Origin of the sequence: Larkinella sp. C7, assembly GCF_006149005.1 — a bacterium.
Lineage (GTDB): Bacteria > Bacteroidota > Bacteroidia > Cytophagales > Spirosomataceae > Larkinella.
The window spans coordinates 120140-141497 of record NZ_VBSL01000015.1; the positions used below are offsets into that span (position 1 = coordinate 120140).

The window sequence follows — 21358 nt, forward strand, 5'->3', positions numbered from 1 at the left end:
ATGTTTAATTCAACCATACGAGTTTGGGGCGTCTGTCTGGCTCTGCTGCTGGCAGGCCAGGCCTGTACGAACCTCGACGAAAAAACCTACGACGTTATTCCGACCGACCAGTTTGGCCAGACAGCGGCTCAGCAAGCTGCGCTGATCGGTCCACTCTACAGTGGTTTGGCCGATTATTACGGCAACAGTGCCGGTTTGAACGCGGTAACGGACGAACAGATTGTTCCGACGCGGGGTGGTGACTGGAAAGACGGCGACAACTGGAAACGGCTTTATCAGCATACCTGGGACCCGACGACCGACAACGGCCAGTTCAACGGCCCCTGGACCTGGTGTTACAACAACATCACGTCCATCAACCAGCAACTGGGTTCCATTACGGACGAAAACGTGAAAGCCGAGCTTCGGGCATTGCGGGCTTTCTTCCACTACAAGGCGATGGATATGTTCGGCAATGTGATCATCGCCGATCAGGTGGGAACCTCCACCCCGGCTCAGAAAACCCGGACCGAGGTGTTTAACTGGATCGAGAAGGAATTGCTGGAGGTGTATCCCAAATTGAGTTCAACCGTGGGCGGTGCCTATTATGGCCGTTTCAACAAACCGGTGGTCAACATGATTCTGGCGAAGATGTATCTCAACGCGCAGGTCTATACCGGCACGGCCCGCTGGGCGGATGCGGTTACACGTTGTGATAGCATTATTATGTCGGGTAAGTTTTCCCTGACGGCTGATTTGCTGGACAACTTCAAAGTGCAGAATCAGAACTCACCGGAAATTATCCTGGCAACGCCTTTCGATAACTCGAAACGGGGTGGATTCAACGTCCATATGGCAACCCTGCACTACAAGCACCAGTTGACCTATAACCTTCCGGCTTCTCCCTGGAATGGCTACGCAACCGTGGTTGAGTTTTACAACTCGTTCACGGCGCAGGATTTGCGCAAAAAAATGTGGATCGTTGGTCAGCAGTATGATGCAACCGGAGCACCCATGGACGACGATGGCATCCCGATGGTGATCACCCCCGAAATTCCGGCTTTCGAAATGCCAGCGGGTCCCGCGGGTCGTCTGGCCGGAGCCCGGAGCCAGAAATACGAGATTCAGCGAAACAACACCACCAACGACATGAGTAACGATTTCGTTATTTTCCGTTTGGGGGATGTCTATCTGATGCGCGGAGAAGCCAATTTCCGGCTGGGCAGAACGGCCAATGCGCTGGCGGATTTCAACGTGATCCGCAAACGGGCGGGTGTGCCGGACTATACAGCCGCTCAACTCACACTGGATGAAATTCTGGCCGAGCGGGGCCGCGAACTGGCCTGGGAATACCACCGCCGTCAGGACCTGATCCGGTTTGGGCAGTTCACCAAAGCGTGGCGTTTCAAACCCGCTTCGGAAAAATACCGGGAGTTGTTTCCCATTCCGAGAGATCAGATTTCGCTGAACCCCAACTTAAAGCAAAATCCAGGTTACAATTAGTGAAAAGCCTTTTCCTGTAAAAAGCCCGGGGTTTCCGGGCTTTTTCTGTTTTAATCCATTCCGGAGTATTGGCGTTCAATAGGATAAAACCGCCAACCAAAAGCAATTTATTGAGTACCTTTAAGACGTCATTCGACAGTTCGCTACAGTTCATGCGCTATCTGGTTTTCTTTTTAATAGTAGGTTTTCTTGTCGGTTGTGGTGCTGTGGATACGCCATCGGAAGATCGGCTTTTTGAAAAACTATCGCCGGAAATAACCCACATCAATTTCACCAATTCGGTCGTCGACGACCCGGAGTTCAACATTTTTAACTACCGGAATTTCTACAACGGCGGGGGCGTCGCCATCGGGGATGTCGACAACGACGGCTATCCGGACGTCTTCCTGATTGCGAACATGGGTGAAAACCGCCTGTATCTCAACCAGGGAAAACCGGGTGCCACTTCACTGGCATTTGAAGATATTACGGCCCAAGCCGGTGTCGCCGGCAAACGCGCCTGGAGCACCGGCGCGACCTTTGCCGATGTCAATGGCGACGGCTGGCTGGATTTATACGTCTGCAACGCCGGCATTCGTCCCGGCGACGATCGGGGCAATGAGCTGTTTATCAACAATGGAATTGGCAAAAATGGCACAGTGACCTTCACCGAAAAAGCCGCCGACTACGGCCTGAATGACCACGGTTTTTCGACCCACGCAGCCTTTTTCGATTACGACCGCGACGGCGATCTGGACATGTATCTGCTCAACAACAGCTTCATGCCCGTCGGGAAATTGGGCTACGCTAACATTCGTTCCGAACGCGATTCACTGGGCGGTCATAAGTTATTCCGGAACGACGGTGTACGCTTTGCCGACGTCAGCGAGAAAGCCGGTATTTACGGCAGCCTGATCGGTTTTGGCCTCGGCATCACCATTGGCGACGTGAACGACGACAACTGGCTGGACATTTACATTTCGAACGATTTTTACGAACGGGATTACCTCTACCTGAATAACCACGACGGCACCTTTCGGGAATCGGTGAAAGACGCCATGCCGCACCTCAGCCTGTCGTCGATGGGCGCCGATGTGGCCGACATCAACAACGACGGCCGGCTGGATATTTTCGTGACAGATATGCTGCCGGGCAACGATGTTCGCTTGAAAAAGAATTCGTCCTTCGAGAATTACGACTTGCAGGAAATCAAACTGTCGCGGGATTTCCACTACCAGTATATGCAGAACATGCTGCATCTGAATCAGGGCAACGAACCAGCAAAAACCGGAAAAACCGCCATTCCGATGTTCAGCGACATCGCCCGGTTTTCGGGCGTTCACGCCACCGACTGGAGTTGGGGCGCCTTGATTTTCGACATGGACAACGATGGCCGGAAAGATATTTTTGTCGCCAACGGCATTGCCAAAGAAGTGACCGATCAGGATTTTATTCACTTCCTGGCCGACCGGGAAAACATGGCCCAGATTGCCCGTCAGCGCGCTTTCAACTTCAAGGAGTTTCTGGATAAGGCACCCGCGGAACCCATTCCCAATTACGCCTTTCGAAACGATGGCAACCTGACTTTTTCCAACCAGGCCGCCAACTGGGGCCTGGGCGAACCGAATTTCTCAAACGGCGCGGCTTACGGCGATCTCGACAACGACGGCGACCTGGATCTGGTGGTCAACAACGTCAACTCTCCGGTATCGGTTTTCAAAAATTTATCGGTCGAGAACCACAAAAGCAACTTCCTGCGGGTCAAACTGGTGGGTGAGGCCAAAAACCGCAATGCCATCGGCGCGCGGGTGTTTTTGTATCAGAAAGGCCAGATGCAGGTGTTGCAACAAATGCCCAACCGCGGTTTTCAGTCGTCCGTTGACCTGAATCTGCTATTTGGCTTGGGAACCGGCAACGTGATCGACTCGGTAACGGTGGTCTGGCCGAACGACCGGATGCAAACCCTACGACAGCCCAAAGCCAATCAATTGCTGACGCTGAAACAGCCGGAAGCTACTGCCATTTGGAGAGCCAAAGCACCCTCACCAGCTCTTTTTCAGGACATTACCACAGTTTCCGGCCTGGATTATACCCATGAAGAAAGTCCGTTTGTGGATTATAACCGCGACCCATTATTGAAACAGATGCTCTCGACCGGAGGCCCGGCAATGGCGACAGGCGATGTCAACGGCGACGGGCTGGATGATGTGTTTTTTGGTGGTGCCTTCGGAAAACCGCATCATCTGTTTTATCAACAGTCCAACGGCCGGTTTGTGGATAAAACCCCGGCGGTTTTGCGACAGGACTTGACCTACGAAGCCGTCGATGCGGTTTTCTTCGATGCCGATGGCGACAAAGACCTGGATCTCTACGTCGTTTCGGGCAGCAACGAGTTTGAAGCCGAAGCCGACGAATTGCTCGACCGGCTGTATTTGAACGACGGCAAAGGCGGTTTTGTCCGCGACGACCGTTTGCCGAACCTGAAAGCCAGCGGTTCCTGCGTCGCGGCTGCCGATTATGACCGCGACGGCGACATCGATCTGTTTGTCGGAACCCGGCTGATTCCGGGAAAATACGGTTTCAATCCGGCGAGTTATCTGCTGACCAACGACGGCACCGGCAATTTCAAGAACTACACCCGGCGTTACCTGCCGAACGCTGATCAGTTGGGCATGGTGACCGATGTGACTTGGAGCGATCTGAACGGCGACGGTTACCCTGAATTAATCGTGGTCGGCGACTGGATGCCGATTACGGTTTTTCAAAACCAGCGCGGAAAACTGGCCACTTCTGAAACGCCGAAACTGGCGGATTCGACTACCCCAGCTTCCGGCTGGTGGAATTGCGTCAAAGCCGGGGATGTCGATGATGACGGGGATATTGATCTGGTGGTCGGCAATCTGGGACTTAATTCCCGGATCAAGGCAACGGCCAAAATCCCGGCGGAACTCTACACGGCTGATTTTGACCAAAATGGCAGCCTGGAGCAAATCATCAATTGCGCCGACGAAACCGGAACCTTGTATCCGATGGTGTTGAAGCAGGATTTGCAGAAAGAGATGCCTTCCATTAAAAAGAAATACCTCAAGTTTACGGATTATGCGGGCAAGAAACTGAACGAAATTCTGGACGAAAAGCAGTTGCAAAGTGCTGTGGTGCAACGGGCGTATACGGGCGAATCGGTGATTTTGCTGAATGATGGAAAAGGAAAATTCACCATTCAAGCCCTGCCGAAAGAAGCGCAGTTCTCACCGGTTTGCGGTATTGAAATTACGGATGTCGATGGCGACAAAAAGATGGATTTGGTATTAACCGGAAACTTTTACGATGTTTTGCCGGAAATTGGCCGCTATGATGCCAGTTACGGGTTGGTGCTGCTCGGAAAAGGCAACGGCGTTTGGAAGCCCCTCGACCCGGCGGTTTCCGGCTTCATCGTTCACGGGCAGGTCCGGCAACTCGCGCGGCTGAAACAGGGACAGTTTGTGTTAGGGAAAAATAAGGATAAAGTGCAAGTCTACAGCCGGAATTGAGCTGATTTGACTGATTAAACGAATTGTTCTTATTCGGTTTTTATCAACTTAATCAGTCAAATCAGCTCAATTCCGGTTCAGAAATCAACCTATGAAACGAATTAGTATCTTTTTTGCGGCCGTAACGCTGTTCTTTACGGGCTGTAAACAACTGAATAGTTCTTCCGAAAAACCGCTGTTTCAGGTGCTGGATTCGACCCGGACGGGCATCGGTTTTGTCAATCAGGTTCGCAATACGGACCAATTCAACATCATCGACTACCTGTATTTCTACAACGGGGCGGGTGTGGCGGCTGGTGACCTCAACAACGACGGCCTGACCGATTTGTATTTCGTCTCTAATCAGGGAAAAAATACGCTGTACCAGAATAAGGGCGGACTAAAATTTGAAAACATTACCGAAAAAGCCGGAGTCGAAGGGTTTTCGGACTGGCAAACCGGCGTAACGATGGCGGATGTCAACGGCGATGGCTGGCTCGACATTTACGTGTGCGCGGTCGGCAACTTCAAAGGCCTGGAAGGCTCCAATGAGTTGTATATCAATAATCAGGACGGCACCTTTACCGAGAAAGCCGCCGAATACGGATTAGACTTTACCGGCTTTTCGACCCAGGCGGCTTTCTTCGACTACGACCACGACGGTGATCTGGATCTGTATCTGCTCAACCACGCCGTGCATACTTCCCGCAGTTACGACCGCGTCACAGCCCGGAATCTGCGACAAAACGAATCGGGCGATTACCTGTACCGGAACGAATTGATCAGCAACGGCACGAAAAATCCGAAGGCTCGTTTTACCAACATCAGCGAGCAAGCCGGGATTTTCGGCGCGGCTATGGGCTACGGTTTGGGCATCTCGGTGGCGGATCTCAACAATGACGGCTGGGAAGATATTTACGTCTCCAACGATTTTCACGAAGACGATTACTATTACCTCAACAACGGCAAAGGCGGTTTTACGGAAAGCATGCGAAAGGCGTTTGCCCACGCCAGCCGGTTTTCGATGGGGAATGATGTGGCGGATGTCAACAACGACGGCTACCCGGATGTGGTCACGCTCGACATGTATCCCGAAGACGAACGGATCGAAAAAATGTCGCTGGGCGAAGATCCGCTGGACATTTACCTCTATAAACTGAGTTTTGGCTACATGAATCAGTATAGCCGCAACTGTTTGCAAATCAGCCAGTCGGGCCAGAAATTCATGGAAATTGGAGCGATGGCCGGGATTGCTGCCACCGACTGGAGTTGGTCGCCCCTGCTGGCCGATTACGATAACGACGGCATCAAGGACCTGTTCATTTCCAACGGCATCGTCCGGCGACCCAACGACCTCGATTACGTGAAGTACGCGTCCGACGATTCGCTGCGGTATGCGATGGAAACGTCTAAAGCCATCGATCAAAAAGCGATTTCGCTGATGCCCGAAGGCAAGGTGCATAATTACCTGTATCAGGGGTCGAAAGAGCTGAAATTTGCGGATAAATCGCTGGCGTGGGGGTTCGAAAAACCGACGTTTTCGAGTGGCGCGGTATATGCCGATCTGGACAACGACGGCGATCTGGATCTGGTGACCAACGACATCAACGATCCAGCGGGGGTCTACCAGAATCAGGCGAATGAAGTATTCCCAACCCATACGTATCTGAAAATCAAACTTCAGGGCGAGTCGGCGAATACTTTTGGGGTGGGGGCCAAAGTCGTCTTGAAAACAAAAACCGGTCTGCAACTCCAGCAATTGATGCCGACACGCGGTTTTCAATCGTCCGTCGAGCCGGTACTGACGTTTGGATTAGGCGAAACTGCCACGGTTGACTCGCTGATCGTGATCTGGCCGAACCAGAAGATGCAAATTCAGACCGGTGTGAAGACCAACCAGACGCTGACGCTAAAACAAACGGCGGCTCAACAGGATGTTGGCAATTTCCGGTTCACGGCTCCCGATCCTCAACCCCTGTTTGAAGACATCACGAGCCAGTCGCCAATGGTGTACCAGCACCAGGAAAATACCTATTTCGATTTTGTCCGGGAATCGCTGATGCCGTTCAAGGTGTCGATGGAAGGGCCGAAGCTGGCGGTCGGCGATGTCAATGGCGATGGGCTGGACGATTTTTACGCGGCTGGTGCCAAATGGCAGGCCGGCAGTTTGCAGATTCAGCAACCCGGTGGCCGGTTTTTGCCAAGCAACCAACCGGCTTTTCGGGTCGATTCAACGTACGAGGATGTCGATGCGGTTTTCTTCGACGCCGATGGCGACAAGGATGTGGATTTATACGTGGTTTCAGGCGGCAATGAGTTTTTCGAGAGAATGCCCGAACAGTTGGACCGGCTGTATCTGAACGATGGCAAGGGAAACTTCACCCGCTCGAACGGATTGCCGCCCATGTACACCAACAAAAGCTGCGTTCGTCCGGTCGATCTGGATCAGGATGGTGATCTGGATCTGTTCGTGGGCGGGCGGGTTATTCCTTTTGCCTACGGAAAGATTCCGAATTCGTATCTCCTGATCAACGATGGCAAAGGGCGTTTTACGGACAAAACCGACCAGCTCGCCCCCGAACTCCGCAAAGCCGGGATGGTGACCGACGCCCTCTGGATGGACTATGATCAGGACAAGGACCTGGATCTGGTCGTGGCTGGCGACTGGATGCCGATTCGGGTGTTCGCCAATCAGAACGGTAAATTGGAAGCGGTTCAACGCATCACCGACGAGAAGACACCCCTGAACGGTTTCTGGCAGTGCCTGTCTGCCGCCGACTTCGACCGCGATGGCGATCTGGATCTGTTGGCCGGGAATCTGGGCTTGAACACCAAATTCATCAAACAGACCGAACCCCGGCTGAAAATGTGGGTGAAGGATTTTGACAATAACAGCAGCGTTGAGCAGCTTCTGGCCTACCAGCGCGACGGAAAAGACTGGTATCCCGTTAATTTCAAGGATGACTTGGGCAGACAGATGCCCGGTATTATCAACAAACGGTTTACCAACTATACGTCATTCGCCGGAAAACCGGTGGAGGATTTGTTTGAGAAAAAAGAACTGAACGGGGCCGAAGAATACGAAGTCAACCAGTTTGCCTCGGTGTATCTGGAAAACACGGGAGACGGGCGTTTTGTGGTTCACCCACTGCCGATGCTGGCCCAGGTTTCCAAACTGTTTGCGCTCCGAACCGATGACATTGACAACGACGGTTACCCCGATATTCTGGCGGGTGGCAATTTCTACGGCGTCAGCACCTATCAGGGGCGTTACGACGCGAATGATGGGCTGATGCTCCAAAACACGGGCAAGACAGCCAGCAACACCGCTCGATTCATAGCGCTTTCGCCGATCTCCAGCGGTTTTCGGCTCGATGGCGAAGTGCGCGATATCAAACCGATTCGGGCAGCGGGGGCGCTACGCTGGTTGGTCGCCCGCAACGATACAACGATTCAGGTGTTTCAAAAAGCAAAGCTCGTTCGGACTGGCCTCGCCGGAAAACCGTAAACAATCCACAGACGCGTACAGGATATACTTTTTTTAAGGTAAATTTGTAGTCCTCTTGTACCATTAATTGCCAGCGTTCTTTATGAAAAATCGAATCCTGTGGGTTTTATTTCTTGGCGGCCTATGGAGTTTTGCCGGTTGCCAACCCAAAGCCACTCCGGAAGAATACAATGCCAAAGCTGCTGAACCGGAGCGTTATCACCAGTGTGTCAAGCAATTGACCGATGTGATTATTCACGATATTTTCTCTCCGCCGGTCGCCAGCCGGATTTATGGATATGCCAATCTGGCCGGTTACGAGGCCATGTTACCGGGACAACCCGGTTATGAATCGCTGGCGGGCAAACTCCGGAAATTTACCGCTCCGCCCAAACCGGAACCGGGTCAGGAATACTGCTTTCCGCTGGCCAGCACCCGGGCGTTTCTGACGGTTGGTCGCAATCTGACGTTTTCCGGGGACATGTTCGACGGTTTTGAAAAAGACTTTTACGAGCAATACAAGGCCATGGGAATTCCCGACGACGTGATGGAACGTTCGATGGCGTATGGTGAAGCGGTGGCCAAACACATCATGGAGTTTGCGGGCAAGGATTCGTATAAGCAAACGCGCGGATTCAAGCATACCGTGACCAACGCCGAAGGAACCTGGGTGCCGACGCCCCCAGCCTACATGGAAGCCGCCGAGCCGAAGTGGATGCAAATTCGCTGCTGGGTGATGGATACCTGCTCGCAGTTTATTCCTCCGCCGGCCATTCCGTATAACATGACGAAAGGGAGTCCTTTTTATAAACTGGCGGATGAAGTCTATCAAATGAGCCTTCGCCAAACCGAGGAAGAACGGAAAATCGCTTTTTTCTGGGACGATAATGCCTTCGTGATGAACGTCGCCGGTCACGTTTCGTATGCATCCAAAAAAATGACACCGGGCGGTCACTGGCTGGCCATCGCAGCCACGGCATCCCGTCAGCAAAAGGCCAATTTTGCCCAAACGGTACAAGCCTATACGTTAACGTCCTTTGCGTTAGCCGACGGTTTTATCAGTTGCTGGGACGAAAAATACCGCAGCAACCGCATCCGGCCCGAAACCGTCATCAACAAATTTATCGATCCGAAGTGGACGCCGTATTTGCAAACGCCCCCATTTCCGGAATATACCAGCGGACACAGTGTGATTTCGGCCGCTGCCGCCGAGGTGCTGACCATCCTCTACGGCGACAACATCGCGTTCACGGACTCGACCGAAAATCCGTACGGCCACGGCGTTCGTTCGTTTAAATCGTTCCGCGAAGCCGCCGTGGAAGCCTCTTATAGCCGGTTATACGGCGGTATTCACTTCCGGGATGCGCTGGAACTCGGTAACATCCAGGGGCGAAAAGTGGGTGAATACGTGGTGGAAAAACTGACTTCGAAGAAAGAGGTGGCGGTAGCGCCTAAGTAACCGGGAATCGATGCTCACCGTCCAAAATTTCCGCAAAGAATACCACAACCGGCTGGTGCTGGCGATTCCACAGGCGGATTTTCCTCCGGGCATTCACTGGCTGAAGGGCCGCAATGGCTCCGGAAAAACGACCTTTTTTCGGTCGGTTGCCGGGTTACTGCCCTTCGACGGAAGTCTGGTTTTGGAGGCAAAATATGACATTCGGCGGCAACCAGTCGACTACCGGCTTCGGGTCAATTACGGGGAAGCCGAACCGCTTTACCCCCAATTTCTAACGGCCTGGGAATTGATCTGCTGGGTAGCAACGACCAAACAGGCACCGACGCAACAGATCGACGAATTGATTGACCTGTTCGGAATCCGGGATTTCATCAAAACCCCCATCGGAACCTATTCAAGCGGGATGCTCAAAAAGACGTCGCTGGTGCTGGCCTTTCTGGGAAAACCCAGCCTGATTTTGCTCGATGAACCATTGATTACCCTCGATCACGCGACCACCAAAGCCGTGATCGACCGCATTCGGCAAAGCCGGGAACAAGGCACCAGCTTTCTGCTGTCATCGCACCAGGACGTCGACGCTGCTGAACTGCCAGTCGATTCTGTTTGGGTCGTTCAAAATCAGTCGCTGGAATCCATCACCCAACCGGCTGGTTTATGAGTGCTTTGTGGACCGTACCGGAAAAGCTGATTGTCAGGCAATTCTATCTGCAAAATACCGGTCTGTTTCTGGTCGTGATGATGCTGGCCTTCGGATTTCTGAGTTCAGCCGAGCACATTGCGCTGGCGAGTTACGCCGTGCACGACTGGGCTTTTCTGGCGGCTTACGGCATTATTTGGGTAATGTATGCGGTTCACACGATCCGGTTCAGTTTGCAGGTTTTTCAGAAAACCGATCTGCTCCAGCTTTTCCGGCTCATTCCGTCTTTCAAACGAGTCGCCATTCTGTATTTCCTGCACTTTCAATTGCTGGCTCCCGTCGTTTTCTATGGCGGTTTTATGGTCTGGGTTGGCAATCAGCATGGCACAACAACTGCCAATGTCGTGGTGGTTGTGTTCATGGGCTTGCTGTCGGTTTTGCCGCTTCCGTTTGTGGAACGGGCTTTGCGACATCCCAACCCGGAGCAGTTTGCGGGCCACATTGGAGCCTGGCTTCGGCAGCGGTTCACCACGCCCTATCTCCTCTTTTTTATCCGCTATCTTTTCCGTGAACAACCGGCCACGCTGTTTCTAACCAAAGTTGGCTCGTGTCTGGTGACGATTGGCGTGCTGGCTCTGTATCCTACCGACGAGTACGACATCCGGCTGCTGTCGTTGGGAATGTTGCTGTCAGCGGCTTTACACGCCGGGATTGTCTTCGAATTATACCGGTTTGAAGCCACTCAATTGCTGTTGCTCCGGAATTTACCAGTCTCTCTTTCCGGCCGGTTTCTACGGTATACAGGAATCCTTACTTTGGTAATCAGCCCGGAAGCGGTTTTGCTGCTGAAAAATCACCCGGTTGACGTCACGGTTCCGGCAATACTTGGCGTGTGGCTTTGGGGCCTCAGTCTGCTTTTCCTGCAATATGCCGCCTTGCTGACCCGCCATCAGCCCCGCGACCGGTTTATGTCGCAGCTCTTCTGGCCCCTCATTGGGTGCTTCCTCCTGATAATGTACCGGTTACCCGTATGGGGATTGGCCGCCACCGGTTTGGTGGCGGCTGCGGTTTTGTTCATCCGCTCGTATTACCGTTCGTCCTGGGAAGAGTAACGCACCTATATCTTCAAGAAACTTTCAATCGGTCATCCCTACGGGATTCATCCTACTTTCAGTGGGTTCAAACCCACCGCTACAAAATGATCCATCCCTACGGGATTCGTTGGACTTGATAATCCTTTCGGCGGGTTAAATCCCGTAGGGATGACGCATCTTGTAGCCCCCAGTTGAAACTGGGGTGAATCTACGTATTACCAGAAATTAGTAGGAATGCCGGTTTGATGCACCTCGAGCGATACTTTATCCGATTGAACCGCCATCCGGTTCAGGGCGGTGTAGATGATTCGTACGGCATCCTCAACCCGATTCCAGCCCTCTTCGGTGGTTAAATTGATGCCAACGATGGTGCGGTTATTTTTTGACAGCAACGTCAGATACGACATCGCTCCGGCCATGATGGCCGAAACCGCCTGGTAGTCGGCTCCTTTGATGTACGCCAGTTGCCCCACCATGCGGGTCAGCTCTTCATCGTAAGCGGCACTGGCTTCGTCAGCCATTGGACTGGTTTCGGCCACGGTTGCTTTCAATACCTGAAAAGCCGCCGGGAATTGCCGAAAAAACCGGTAGGTATGGATGAGTTGTTTGTACCAGAGTTTGGATAAATCATTTTCATGAACCGGGCGCAGTTGCTCCAGCGTAGCCGGACTGAGTAACGGGAATAAGCGACCCATTTTGATGTAATGCGTCAGCAAGCCATCCAACCCACCAAAATAGCGGTAGATCAGGACTTTGCTGACACCCGCTTTTTCGGAAATCCGGTTAATTCCGATTCCGTCAATGCCTTTTTCTGCGATAACATCTTCCAGGGCATTGATGATTCTCTGCGAAGTCTGCGCACGATTGCGTTTGATTTTTTCCATTGGTAAAGATTGTTAGCTTTCTCAGTCACTAATCAGACGCAGGACGTCGGGAAAAGTCACATAGTAGTTACAGAAATCTTCCGGTCTTCCTTATAATAAGATGATCAGCTATTCTGTCTGCTTTTGAAGAAAGCCACGATACCCAGGATCACCAGCGCTCCCAGGAAAGCCGTCAGGATACGGGCGAGCAGGTCGGGCAGGCCGAACATGACCTGCAAGTCATTGCCCAACACCCAACTGCCGACAAAACTGCCGGCGATACCAATTAAAATCTGGAGCCAGATCGAAAACGAAAACCGTTTGAAAACCAGGTCGGCCAGCCAGCCGGCAACGGCACCCACTAAAATTGTAACGAGGATTCCCATGACTTCAGAGCGATGTGTTTAGTTACGGTGAATTACTTGCGTCCACTCATCCGAGTGGCTTATGTAATCCAGACGCAGAATACCTCCTGAAGTCACATATTAAGTTATAATTTACTTGAATTGGTAACAAAAAACGCCCGACCATGACGGCCGGGCGTTTGAATTTTGCTTTTAAATCGAAATCTATACGTTATTCGAAGCCAGTTTGGCACCCAGGTATTCGCGGTTCAGCCGGGCAATGTGATCCAGTGAAATTGATTTCGGACATTCCACCGAACACGCTCCCGTGAATGAACAGGCTCCGAATCCTTCGGCGTCCATCTGCGCGACCATGCGCTCAGCGCGCAATTGGTGCTCGGCCTGGCCTTGCGGCAAAACCGCCAGGTGCGACACTTTCGCGGCTACGAACAACATCGCCGACGCATTCTTACAAGCCGCAACGCAGGCTCCGCAACCAATGCACTGAGCCGCATCCATGGCTTCGTCAGCCACTTCGCGCGGAATCAGAATCTCGTTGGCATCCGGGGCCGAACCCGTGTTGACCGACACATAACCGCCAGCCTGCACAATGCGGTCGAAGGCATCGCGATCCACAATCAGGTCTTTCAGAACCGGAAAAGCCCGCGCCCGCCAGGGTTCCACCACAATGGTGTCGCCGTCGTTGAAGCTCCGCATGTGCAACTGGCAGGTTGTGGTGCCGGTTTGCGGACCGTGTGGCCGACCGTTGATGTACATGGAACAGGATCCGCAGATTCCTTCCCGACAATCATGGTCGAACGCAACCGGTTCTTCGCCTTTGTGCGACAGGTCTTCGTTCAACACGTCGAACATTTCCAGGAAAGACATATCCGGCGAAATATCCGACAATTTATAATCCACCATTTTGCCTGGTGTTTGGCTATTTTTTTGTCTCCAGACTTTTAAGGCAATATCCATTTCTTTTTATGTCTGAGGTTTAAGGTTCAAGGTTTAAAGAGGATACCTGCCGGATCGATCTTTAAACCTTAAACCCCAAACGTTAAATCCTTATTTATAACTCCGCTGTGTCAGCTTGACGGTTTCAAACTTCAGCTCTTCCTTGTGCAGTTTTTCGGGCTGACCCGGGCCTTTGTATTCCCAGGCGGCTACATAGGTGTAATTTTCATCATCACGCTTGGCTTCACCGTCTTCGGTCGAATATTCTTCCCGGAAGTGTCCTCCGCAGGATTCGTTCCGGTTCAATGCATCGTCGACCATCAGTTCCCCCAGTTCGATGAAATCAGCCACGCGTGAAGCCTGTTCCAGGGCCGGATTCAGTTCCAGATCGGTGCCGGTGACGCGCAGATTGCTCCAGAATTCTTTTTTCAACTCCTGAATCATCTTCTTGGCTTTTTTCAACCCTTCTGCATTCCGCGCCATTCCACAGTATTCCCACATGATGTGGCCCAACTGCCGGTGGAATTCCTCGGCGGTTTTCTCGCCCTTGATGGCCAACATGCGCGCAATCGTGTCCTGCACCTTCTGCTCCGCTTCTTTGAAAACCGGGTGCGTGACCGCGATTTTGTCCGCCGGACCAATCGTTGCCAGGTAGTCGCCCAGGGTATACGGAATAACGAAATAACCGTCGGCCAGCCCCTGCATCAGCGCCGAAGCACCCAGTCGGTTGGCACCGTGGTCGGAGAAGTTGGCTTCGCCGAGGGCGTAGAGGCCCGGAACGTTGGTCATCAGGTTGTAGTCGACCCACAAACCGCCCATCGTGTAGTGAACCGCGGGGTAAATTTTCATCGGCGTTTCGTACGGATCGTCGTCCACGATTTTCTCGTACATCTCGAACAGGTTGCCATATTTGGCCTCAATCACCTTCCGGCCGTCCCGCTTGATGGCATCGGCAAAGTCGAGGTAAACCGCCAGACCCGTCGGTGCAACGCCCCGGCCTTCGTCGCAGACGGTTTTCGCGTTGCGGGAAGCGACGTCGCGTGGCACGAGGTTTCCGAACGACGGATACCGGCGTTCCAGAAAATAATCGCGGTCTTCTTCTTTGATATCTTTCGCCTTGATTTCACCCTTCCGGACTTTCTCGGCAATCTCTTTCGTTTTCGGCACCCAAACCCGGCCGTCGTTCCGCAGCGATTCCGACATCAGCGTCAGTTTCGACTGGTAGTTTCCTTTCACCGGAATACAGGTCGGGTGAATCTGGGTGAAGCACGGATTTGCCATCAAGGCTCCCTTTTTGTGGGCCCGCCAGGCTGCCGTTACGTTGGAACCCATGGCGTTGGTCGACAGGTAAAAGACGTTGCCGTAGCCCCCGGTGCAGAGCAAAACCGCGTGCGCTGAATGCGATTCGATTTTGCCCGTAACCAGATTTCGGGTGATGATCCCGCGCGCTTTACCGCCCTCGATCACCAGATCGAGCATTTCGGTACGCGGATACAGTTTCACTTTTCCGTTGGCAACCTGCCGGCTCAGCGCGCTGTAGGCACCCAGCAGCAACTGCTGCCCGGTCTGGCCCCGCGCGTAGAACGTCCGGGATACCTGCGAACCACCGAAGGAGCGGTTGGCCAGGGCACCACCGTATTCGCGGGCGAAGGGGACACCCTGCGCCACACACTGGTCGATGATGCTGACGCTGACCTCGGCCAGCCGGTGAACGTTGCCTTCGCGGGCGCGGTAGTCACCGCCTTTGATGGTGTCGTAGAACAGCCGGAAAACGCTGTCGCCGTCGTTCTGGTAGTTTTTAGCCGCGTTGATACCGCCTTGGGCCGCAATACTGTGCGCCCGACGGGGGCTGTCCTGGAAACAAAACGCCTTGACGTTGTAGCCCAGTTCGGCCAAAGCGGCCGCTGCTGAGGCCCCGGCTAGCCCGGTGCCGACCACGATGACCTCGTATTTTCGTTTGTTGGCCGGATTGACCAGCTTCAGATTAAATTTATGCTTCGCCCACTTTTCAGCGAGGGGGCCTTCCGGAACCTTAGACTCCAGCTTCATCCCGGTTTCTTTCTCTTCTAATACGTCTAACATAGACAGATACGGTTCAATACTTGTACGATAAAACCCTGTTCTGATTAAAAAAGAATATGGTGCGCTTTCAGATAAATGTAAACCGGCATGGCGGCAAACAAAGCCGGAATGACGATCCCAAATCCGTAGGTACCCAAAAATTCAATAAGCGGAGAATATTTCTTGTGGCGCAGACCCAGCGTCTGGAAACCACTTTGAAAACCGTGTACGAGGTGAAACGACAGGGCGATCATCGACACCACATACAGCGCGACATACCACAGGTAGGAAAAGGCAAAGACGGTTACGGCGTAGAGATCCTTGATGGGTTCGCCGTCGTACGTTACCTGCGGAATGCTCCCGGCCGTAATCGTTTCGCCGTTTAACACCACCGGCCCGAAATGCATCGTGTACCAGAACGTCCGCATGTGGATGATGATGAAAACCAGAATGATCGTTCCCAGAATACCCATGTTGCGAGAGGTCCAGGGGCTGTTGGCTTCCGGTTTTGCGTAGGCATACTTAACGGGGCGCGAAGCCTGGTTGTGGCGCGTCAGCACCAGCGCCATCAGGGCATGAACGATGATCGAACTGTACAGTAAGTAGGAAATGGTCTTTATGATCGGATTGTGGGTCATAAAGTAGCTGTACTCATTGAAGGCCCGGCCTTCGTCGCCTTTGAACAATTGCAGGTTCCCAACCAAATGAACAATCAGGAACGAGCACAAAAACAGCCCCGTCAGCGACATGACAACTTTGCGACCGAGGGTGCTGGAAAGTGTTGTTGTTACCCAAGACATATAGCGTGTAAAGAAATTTTTGTTTAGTAAAGCGGCTTGAAAATTAACCGATTCGTAGAGGTCAAAACTACAGCACAAAGCGATTCGAACCAAAAAAACCCCGTATTTTTACGCTTATTTGGAATTAATAAAAGGTCGTTGTTCCGTTTCTCCGGCTAACGGGTTGTAAACCGATTTTGTTTTGTTATTCGACGATCTGAATAGGATTATTTTAAGCCATTAAAACGTATAGACTCTTTCTGAACAGCGTATATTCCTCCTGCCCTCTTTTTAATTTTGAACTTTTTCGATTACCCTATTCCTTCCCGCTCCGGCAGTAAAAGCGCGACTTTTGGAATAATTACCGGAAGGCTGTTACTTTTGCCCTGAACTGGATTGCATGGATGAAAAGAATGAGAGGATTACTTGACAAACCGTTCAATCCTCTGAATCCTTCACTCTCTGCAAATACAATTCAAGACGACCTTATTCAATCATGAAAAAAGCATACATTTTCCCCGGCCAGGGCGCACAGTTCCCCGGAATGGGACTGGGTTTATACCAGCAATCCGAAAAAGCCAAATACCTCTTCGAGCAGGCCAACCACATTCTGGGTTTCGAGATTACGAAGATTATGTTTGAAGGCACCGATGAGGAGCTGAAACAAACGAATGTGACCCAACCCGCCATTTTTCTGCACTCCGTCATTCTGGCCCAAACCGTCGAGGATTTTGCCCCTGATATGGTGGCCGGGCATTCGCTGGGCGAATTTTCGGCTTTGGTTGCCGCTGGCGGCCTGTCTTTCGAAGACGGTTTGCGGCTGGTGGCCCAGCGGGCGAGTGCCATGCAGAAAGCCTGTGAACTCAACCCGTCGACGATGGCCGCTGTGCTGGGGCTCGACGATGCCACCATCGAACGGATCTGTCTGGAAGTGGCCGCCGGGTCCGGATTTAAAGAAGTGGTGATTCCGGCGAATTATAACTGCCCCGGTCAAGTCGTAATTTCGGGTTCGCTTGAGGGCGTTCGGATGGCGGGCGAAAAACTGAAAGAAGCTGGTGCCAAACGGGTGTTGCCGTTGCAGGTGGGCGGAGCGTTTCACTCCCCCCTGATGGAACCGGCCCGCGAAGAACTGGCGCAGGCCATTCAAACAACGCCGTTCAGCCAGCCGCGCTGCCCGATTTACCAGAACGTCAATGCCAAACCCGCCACGGATGTGGAAACGATCAAAGCCAACCTCATCGCGCAATTGACCGCCCCCGTCCGCTGGACGCAATCGGTTGAAGCCATGAGCGCCGATGGTACCACGGTTTTCGTGGAATGCGGTCCGGGTAAAGTGCTTCAGGGTTTGGTGAAGAAAATTATTCCAACTGCCGAAACGCAGGGCGTAACTAGTTAAAAGTTAAGAGTTAAGAGTTAAGCGTTAAAAATGTGCGTCGGCCAACTCTTCATTCTTCATTCTTAACTCTTAACTTTTTTGCAGGGCTTCTTGCTTTTTTAAATACAGAACCGCTATCTTTGCACTCGCAATTGCCGGGTCGTCTAAGGGTAGGACGACAGATTTTGGTTCTGTTTGTGAGGGTTCGAATCCTTCCCCGGCAACTGACATTACTTTAGGCCACTGATTCCATGAATCAGTGGCCTTTTTTGTGCGTTGACGAATTGGGCGAGATGGGGGCAGCTATGAAAACCGTTACATTTTAATCAGGTGCTGGTCATACCCGGCGGCCACCAGGGCTTCATAAGCATCCCAGACGTCTTGTGGTATTTCCTGCGGAATCTGAAACCCCTTCTGAGGATATTCCCTGATCCGTTGTAAATCCCCCACCATGATGTGAATCACCTGCTCCGGCGACAGTTCCGGATTTGAATACATTTCCAGGTATTCTTCGTAAGAAGCCTGTGGGGACGTAACGCGCACCTGTTTTTGGGGCCAAACCTTCCGAAACGTAGCATAGCTCCGGCGTTCCATGTACGGTTTTTGAACCAGCAGAAAATGAGTTGGGTCGAGGTTGCGCTCTGCAAGCCGTTGTTGCGTAAACAGGACATTCTCCCCGGTATTGGTGGATTGGTTTTCAATCAGCATGGCCTCGTCCGGCACACCCATGTTCCGGGCAATTTCGGCAAACTGATCCGCTTCAGGTTCGGTCCACAGGTTTCGGGTAATCACGCCCAGGCCACCGGAAAAGATCAGGAGCGGAGCCCAGCCGTCCAGCCAGAGCTGCGCGCCCCGTTCTGCGACCCGCTTATCGTAGCTACACAGGACGAAAATGGCGTCGGCAGGCTGGAGGGGCTGGTGTAGCCGGTGGTAGTCCCATAGTTTTTTAGCCAGACGATGAATGGAAGCAGGAACTTGATTCATAAAAAGGAATTATGGTGTCCAGGTATCTTTAGATGAACGGGACAATTTACAAGCAGAATACCAAACTTCGTTTCAGGGTTTGATGCCGAGCATCAAACTGGCCGATCCCGTCGAGGTGGTAGGCAGTTTGCCGTCCCATTTCTCAATCCATTGCTGCTGAATCAGCATGGGCGTTAACGTACGTTGTTTCAGGGTATTGGCTTCGGATTCAGCCTGCGCATTGATCAGCCGCGCCCGGGCGGCTCCGGTTGCGCGGGTAATCGCAATTTCGGCCTGGGCTTTTTCCGACTCAATTTTGTTCCGAAGGGCCATGGCCGTTTGAACGGCGGTATTTTTGGCATCGATCGCAGCCTGAAGAGAAGGCGGTGGGGTGACGGCGGAAGTCAACCGTTCGTAAATAAAACCGTCTTCCTTGAGCGATTTACGCAACTCGGCTTCCACTTTCGCTTCGAAACGCGCCCGTTGCCCCACCAGACTATCGGATTTAAACTCGTTGGTGGTTAGTCGGTAAGCATCGAATACCATGTTTCGGATGATGGTTTGCTCGAGTTGCGGCAACGGCCGGCGGTATTGCCGGTAAATCTGGGGAACCTCCGCCGGATTGGGGTGATACGTCAGCGTCGGGTCCACCGTAAAGGAAGCGCCGTCATTGGTGTTCACCGTAAAAGATTGGTAATCGACCGTCTGGGTAAAGGTCGGGAATTCTTCAATTTTAGTCAGCCAGGGAATATACCACACAAAACCGGTCACTTCCGTAATGTCGCTCACCCCCCGATCCGACCCCGACATGTTAATCTTTAGCCCCACGTGTCCGGCATCGATGCGGGTGTAAAACCGGCCAATAAACGAGAAAAGGATCAGGCATACGACCACGGTTATACCGATGGTAACCAGACGTTTACGAGGGAGTGTTTCCATTGTGGTGTTTTCGATTTTTAAGTGGGAGTTTTGTAAAACCTTTTGTGCCAGCCACCAGCAGAATCCAGGATGCGATCAGCACAAAACCGGCAAAATTCAGGAAAGAATTAGCCTGATTCAGTAAGGCAAACGTCCCGTTCAAAATAAAGAACGTAGCAACCAGCACCAGCAAATAGCGGGTAATTGATCGAATATCCATTGCACGTCAGGTTATGAGTTGAACACGATTCGGACTTCTACGGCCGATTGGGCTGTAAGGTACCGATCGTTTAGATGACCGCGAGGATTGTTATGCAGAATACAATTTTTGAATTACAAGCGGTTCTTTTTCAGGGTGAGATCCTGATCTATCGCGTTCAAATCCTGACGGTTACCAAAAGAATGAGCGGAGTAATTTCTAATTTTTAACACCCTTGCCCGTCTTTTTCACCGTCGACCAGGCGGTTTTTCTCAGGTGAGCGGCAAAATCGGCGGGAACCGTTTCGGGAACGAATTTCAGGTCGACGGGTGATTCATGGAACAGAAAACCGTACCAGACCAGCGACCCCAAATAACACCCGGCGGTACTGGCGTGGTGCGAATCAAAACCCAGTTTGTTGTCTTTCCAGCTATATCCCACGTGCAAAGAATGGTCCTGATTCGGCAAATTGGGTGCTTGCGGTTTGGCAAAATCATACTGGGCATCTTTCCGGTACGCCCAGTTGGGGTCTGAACTGATCCGCCAGAACGCATCACCAACCGGAATGACGGACGCGCCCAGTTCGCGGGCGATGGTGTGATAAGCCGCCCGTGATTTCGCCCACATTTCCTTTTCGCTCTGTGCCAGTTTTCCGGCGGCAATCTGCCCGAAACCGTCGGCATCGGAGCGATACGCCCAGGTTTGATGAAACACAATTTTGGCCGAAGGTTGCAGCTTTCGAATGTAGTCGACCAGCTTCTTCGCGTAAGGCTGGAAGGTGTCCACGTCGCCCGACAGCATGGAATATTGTTGCAGCGTCACCACGTCCCAGACGCCCTCCGCCAGCAGCATTTTCAGTGACTTGCCATTGTAGGCTTTTCCCTTCGGATCGTTTGGATCGGCCTCGGCGGCTTCCGCAATTTCCCAATGTCGTTGCAGCGAACAACCGCCTAACTCGGCCCGGCCCAGGGTTAACGCATGGCCGCCTTCTTCGCTCAGTTCCCGCAGGTATTTGGCCGCATTGCCCGAAAAACTGTTCCCGATGATGAACAGATGGAGCGGTTTTCCATTCTTTTTTGCGTCGGAAAACGCCGGAGCGCCGGTTTGGGAAACCGCGATCCGACTAACGAAAAGCAGCAGAAAGAATACGAAGGCACGAACCCGGAATACGGCGGTATTGACAAGCATAACTGGCGGATTAAATAACCAAAAGCAAAGGTTCCGGTTCGCTTTACTCTTTTTGCCGCCATTT

At 52.4% G+C, this 21358-nt stretch carries 16 protein-coding genes and 1 tRNA gene; 8 read left to right on the forward strand and 9 right to left on the reverse strand.

The window, feature by feature from the left end; all coding sequences use genetic code 11:
- From FH871_RS26350 to FH871_RS26375, 6 genes are all read left to right on the forward strand, one after another.
- Positions 1-1482, forward strand: a complete 1482-nt coding sequence (locus FH871_RS26350) for a RagB/SusD family nutrient uptake outer membrane protein (RefSeq protein WP_138994406.1) — start codon at positions 1-3, stop codon at positions 1480-1482.
- Positions 1483-1634: 152 nt separating this feature from the next.
- Positions 1635-4991 (forward strand): VCBS repeat-containing protein, encoded by a 3357-nt coding sequence (locus FH871_RS26355; RefSeq protein ID WP_138994441.1) that lies wholly within the window; start codon positions 1635-1637, stop codon positions 4989-4991.
- A gap of 91 nt (positions 4992-5082) precedes the next feature.
- Positions 5083-8478 carry a VCBS repeat-containing protein gene (locus tag FH871_RS26360; protein WP_138994407.1) on the forward strand — a complete coding sequence of 1132 codons (3396 nt, stop codon included), beginning with the start codon at positions 5083-5085 and terminating at the stop codon, positions 8476-8478.
- A gap of 82 nt (positions 8479-8560) precedes the next feature.
- Positions 8561-9916, forward strand: a complete 1356-nt coding sequence (locus FH871_RS26365) for a vanadium-dependent haloperoxidase (protein WP_138994408.1) — start codon at positions 8561-8563, stop codon at positions 9914-9916.
- 10 nt (positions 9917-9926) lie between these two features.
- Positions 9927-10574 carry an ABC transporter ATP-binding protein gene (locus FH871_RS26370; protein WP_138994409.1) on the forward strand — a complete coding sequence of 216 codons (648 nt, stop codon included), beginning with the start codon at positions 9927-9929 and terminating at the stop codon, positions 10572-10574.
- Complete coding sequence (locus FH871_RS26375; RefSeq protein WP_138994410.1) at positions 10571-11665, forward strand: hypothetical protein; 1095 nt, start codon at positions 10571-10573, stop codon at positions 11663-11665. Before FH871_RS26370 ends, FH871_RS26375 begins: the two co-directional genes overlap by 4 nt.
- A gap of 197 nt (positions 11666-11862) precedes the next feature.
- Here FH871_RS26375 and FH871_RS26380 read toward each other — a convergent pair whose 3' ends face one another.
- The 5 genes from FH871_RS26380 to FH871_RS26400 form a co-directional block, all read right to left on the reverse strand.
- Positions 11863-12531, reverse strand: coding sequence for a TetR/AcrR family transcriptional regulator (locus FH871_RS26380; RefSeq protein ID WP_138994411.1), 669 nt, complete (start codon positions 12529-12531; stop codon positions 11863-11865).
- Between the two features lie 104 nt (positions 12532-12635).
- Positions 12636-12896 carry a GlsB/YeaQ/YmgE family stress response membrane protein gene (locus FH871_RS26385; protein WP_138994412.1) on the reverse strand — a complete coding sequence of 87 codons (261 nt, stop codon included), beginning with the start codon at positions 12894-12896 and terminating at the stop codon, positions 12636-12638.
- A gap of 183 nt (positions 12897-13079) precedes the next feature.
- Positions 13080-13832, reverse strand: coding sequence for a succinate dehydrogenase/fumarate reductase iron-sulfur subunit (locus tag FH871_RS26390; RefSeq protein ID WP_114409974.1), 753 nt, complete (start codon positions 13830-13832; stop codon positions 13080-13082).
- A 90-nt stretch (positions 13833-13922) separates the two neighbouring features.
- Positions 13923-15860 (reverse strand): fumarate reductase/succinate dehydrogenase flavoprotein subunit, encoded by a 1938-nt coding sequence (locus FH871_RS26395; RefSeq protein ID WP_138994442.1) that lies wholly within the window; start codon positions 15858-15860, stop codon positions 13923-13925.
- 77 nt (positions 15861-15937) lie between these two features.
- Complete coding sequence (locus FH871_RS26400; protein ID WP_114409977.1) at positions 15938-16672, reverse strand: succinate dehydrogenase cytochrome b subunit; 735 nt, start codon at positions 16670-16672, stop codon at positions 15938-15940.
- Positions 16673-17147: 475 nt separating this feature from the next.
- On the opposite strand from FH871_RS26400, the gene fabD reads away from it, so the two are divergent.
- The gene (fabD, locus tag FH871_RS26405; RefSeq protein WP_138994413.1) at positions 17148-18047 is read left to right on the forward strand and encodes an ACP S-malonyltransferase; all 900 of its coding nucleotides are present in this window, start codon (positions 17148-17150) and stop codon (positions 18045-18047) included.
- 132 nt (positions 18048-18179) lie between these two features.
- Positions 18180-18250, forward strand: a tRNA-Gln gene (locus FH871_RS26410).
- Positions 18251-18341: 91 nt separating this feature from the next.
- Here the strand turns inward: FH871_RS26410 and FH871_RS26415 are convergent.
- The 4 genes from FH871_RS26415 to FH871_RS26430 form a co-directional block, all read right to left on the reverse strand.
- Positions 18342-19010, reverse strand: a complete 669-nt coding sequence (locus FH871_RS26415) for a YdcF family protein (protein WP_138994414.1) — start codon at positions 19008-19010, stop codon at positions 18342-18344.
- A 72-nt stretch (positions 19011-19082) separates the two neighbouring features.
- Positions 19083-19928, reverse strand: a complete 846-nt coding sequence (locus FH871_RS26420) for a prohibitin family protein (RefSeq protein ID WP_138994415.1) — start codon at positions 19926-19928, stop codon at positions 19083-19085.
- Positions 19909-20127, reverse strand: coding sequence for a hypothetical protein (locus FH871_RS26425; protein ID WP_138994416.1), 219 nt, complete (start codon positions 20125-20127; stop codon positions 19909-19911). The genes FH871_RS26420 and FH871_RS26425 overlap by 20 nt, the downstream gene beginning before the upstream one ends.
- Before the next feature lie 198 nt (positions 20128-20325).
- Entirely contained in the window at positions 20326-21294 is a 969-nt protein-coding gene (locus tag FH871_RS26430) for a DUF4886 domain-containing protein (RefSeq protein ID WP_138994417.1), read from the reverse strand.
- Between the last annotated feature and the right edge of the window lie 64 nt (positions 21295-21358).

What these genes read in the sequence shown, in the direction of transcription:
- FH871_RS26350 (WP_138994406.1), top strand. Translation starts at nt 1, where the DNA reads ATGTTTAATTCAACCATACGAGTTTGGGGCGTCTGTCTGGCTCTGCTG.
- FH871_RS26355 (WP_138994441.1), top strand. Translation starts at nt 1,635, where the DNA reads ATGCGCTATCTGGTTTTCTTTTTAATAGTAGGTTTTCTTGTCGGTTGT.
- FH871_RS26360 (WP_138994407.1), top strand. Translation starts at nt 5,083, where the DNA reads ATGAAACGAATTAGTATCTTTTTTGCGGCCGTAACGCTGTTCTTTACG.
- FH871_RS26365 (WP_138994408.1), top strand. Translation starts at nt 8,561, where the DNA reads ATGAAAAATCGAATCCTGTGGGTTTTATTTCTTGGCGGCCTATGGAGT.
- FH871_RS26370 (WP_138994409.1), top strand. Translation starts at nt 9,927, where the DNA reads ATGCTCACCGTCCAAAATTTCCGCAAAGAATACCACAACCGGCTGGTG.
- FH871_RS26375 (WP_138994410.1), top strand. Translation starts at nt 10,571, where the DNA reads ATGAGTGCTTTGTGGACCGTACCGGAAAAGCTGATTGTCAGGCAATTC.
- FH871_RS26380 (WP_138994411.1), bottom strand. Translation starts at nt 12,531, where the DNA reads ATGGAAAAAATCAAACGCAATCGTGCGCAGACTTCGCAGAGAATCATC.
- FH871_RS26385 (WP_138994412.1), bottom strand. Translation starts at nt 12,896, where the DNA reads ATGGGAATCCTCGTTACAATTTTAGTGGGTGCCGTTGCCGGCTGGCTG.
- FH871_RS26390 (WP_114409974.1), bottom strand. Translation starts at nt 13,832, where the DNA reads ATGGATATTGCCTTAAAAGTCTGGAGACAAAAAAATAGCCAAACACCA.
- FH871_RS26395 (WP_138994442.1), bottom strand. Translation starts at nt 15,860, where the DNA reads ATGAAGCTGGAGTCTAAGGTTCCGGAAGGCCCCCTCGCTGAAAAGTGG.
- FH871_RS26400 (WP_114409977.1), bottom strand. Translation starts at nt 16,672, where the DNA reads ATGTCTTGGGTAACAACAACACTTTCCAGCACCCTCGGTCGCAAAGTT.
- fabD (WP_138994413.1), top strand. Translation starts at nt 17,148, where the DNA reads ATGAAAAAAGCATACATTTTCCCCGGCCAGGGCGCACAGTTCCCCGGA.
- FH871_RS26415 (WP_138994414.1), bottom strand. Translation starts at nt 19,010, where the DNA reads ATGAATCAAGTTCCTGCTTCCATTCATCGTCTGGCTAAAAAACTATGG.
- FH871_RS26420 (WP_138994415.1), bottom strand. Translation starts at nt 19,928, where the DNA reads ATGGAAACACTCCCTCGTAAACGTCTGGTTACCATCGGTATAACCGTG.
- FH871_RS26425 (WP_138994416.1), bottom strand. Translation starts at nt 20,127, where the DNA reads ATGGATATTCGATCAATTACCCGCTATTTGCTGGTGCTGGTTGCTACG.
- FH871_RS26430 (WP_138994417.1), bottom strand. Translation starts at nt 21,294, where the DNA reads ATGCTTGTCAATACCGCCGTATTCCGGGTTCGTGCCTTCGTATTCTTT.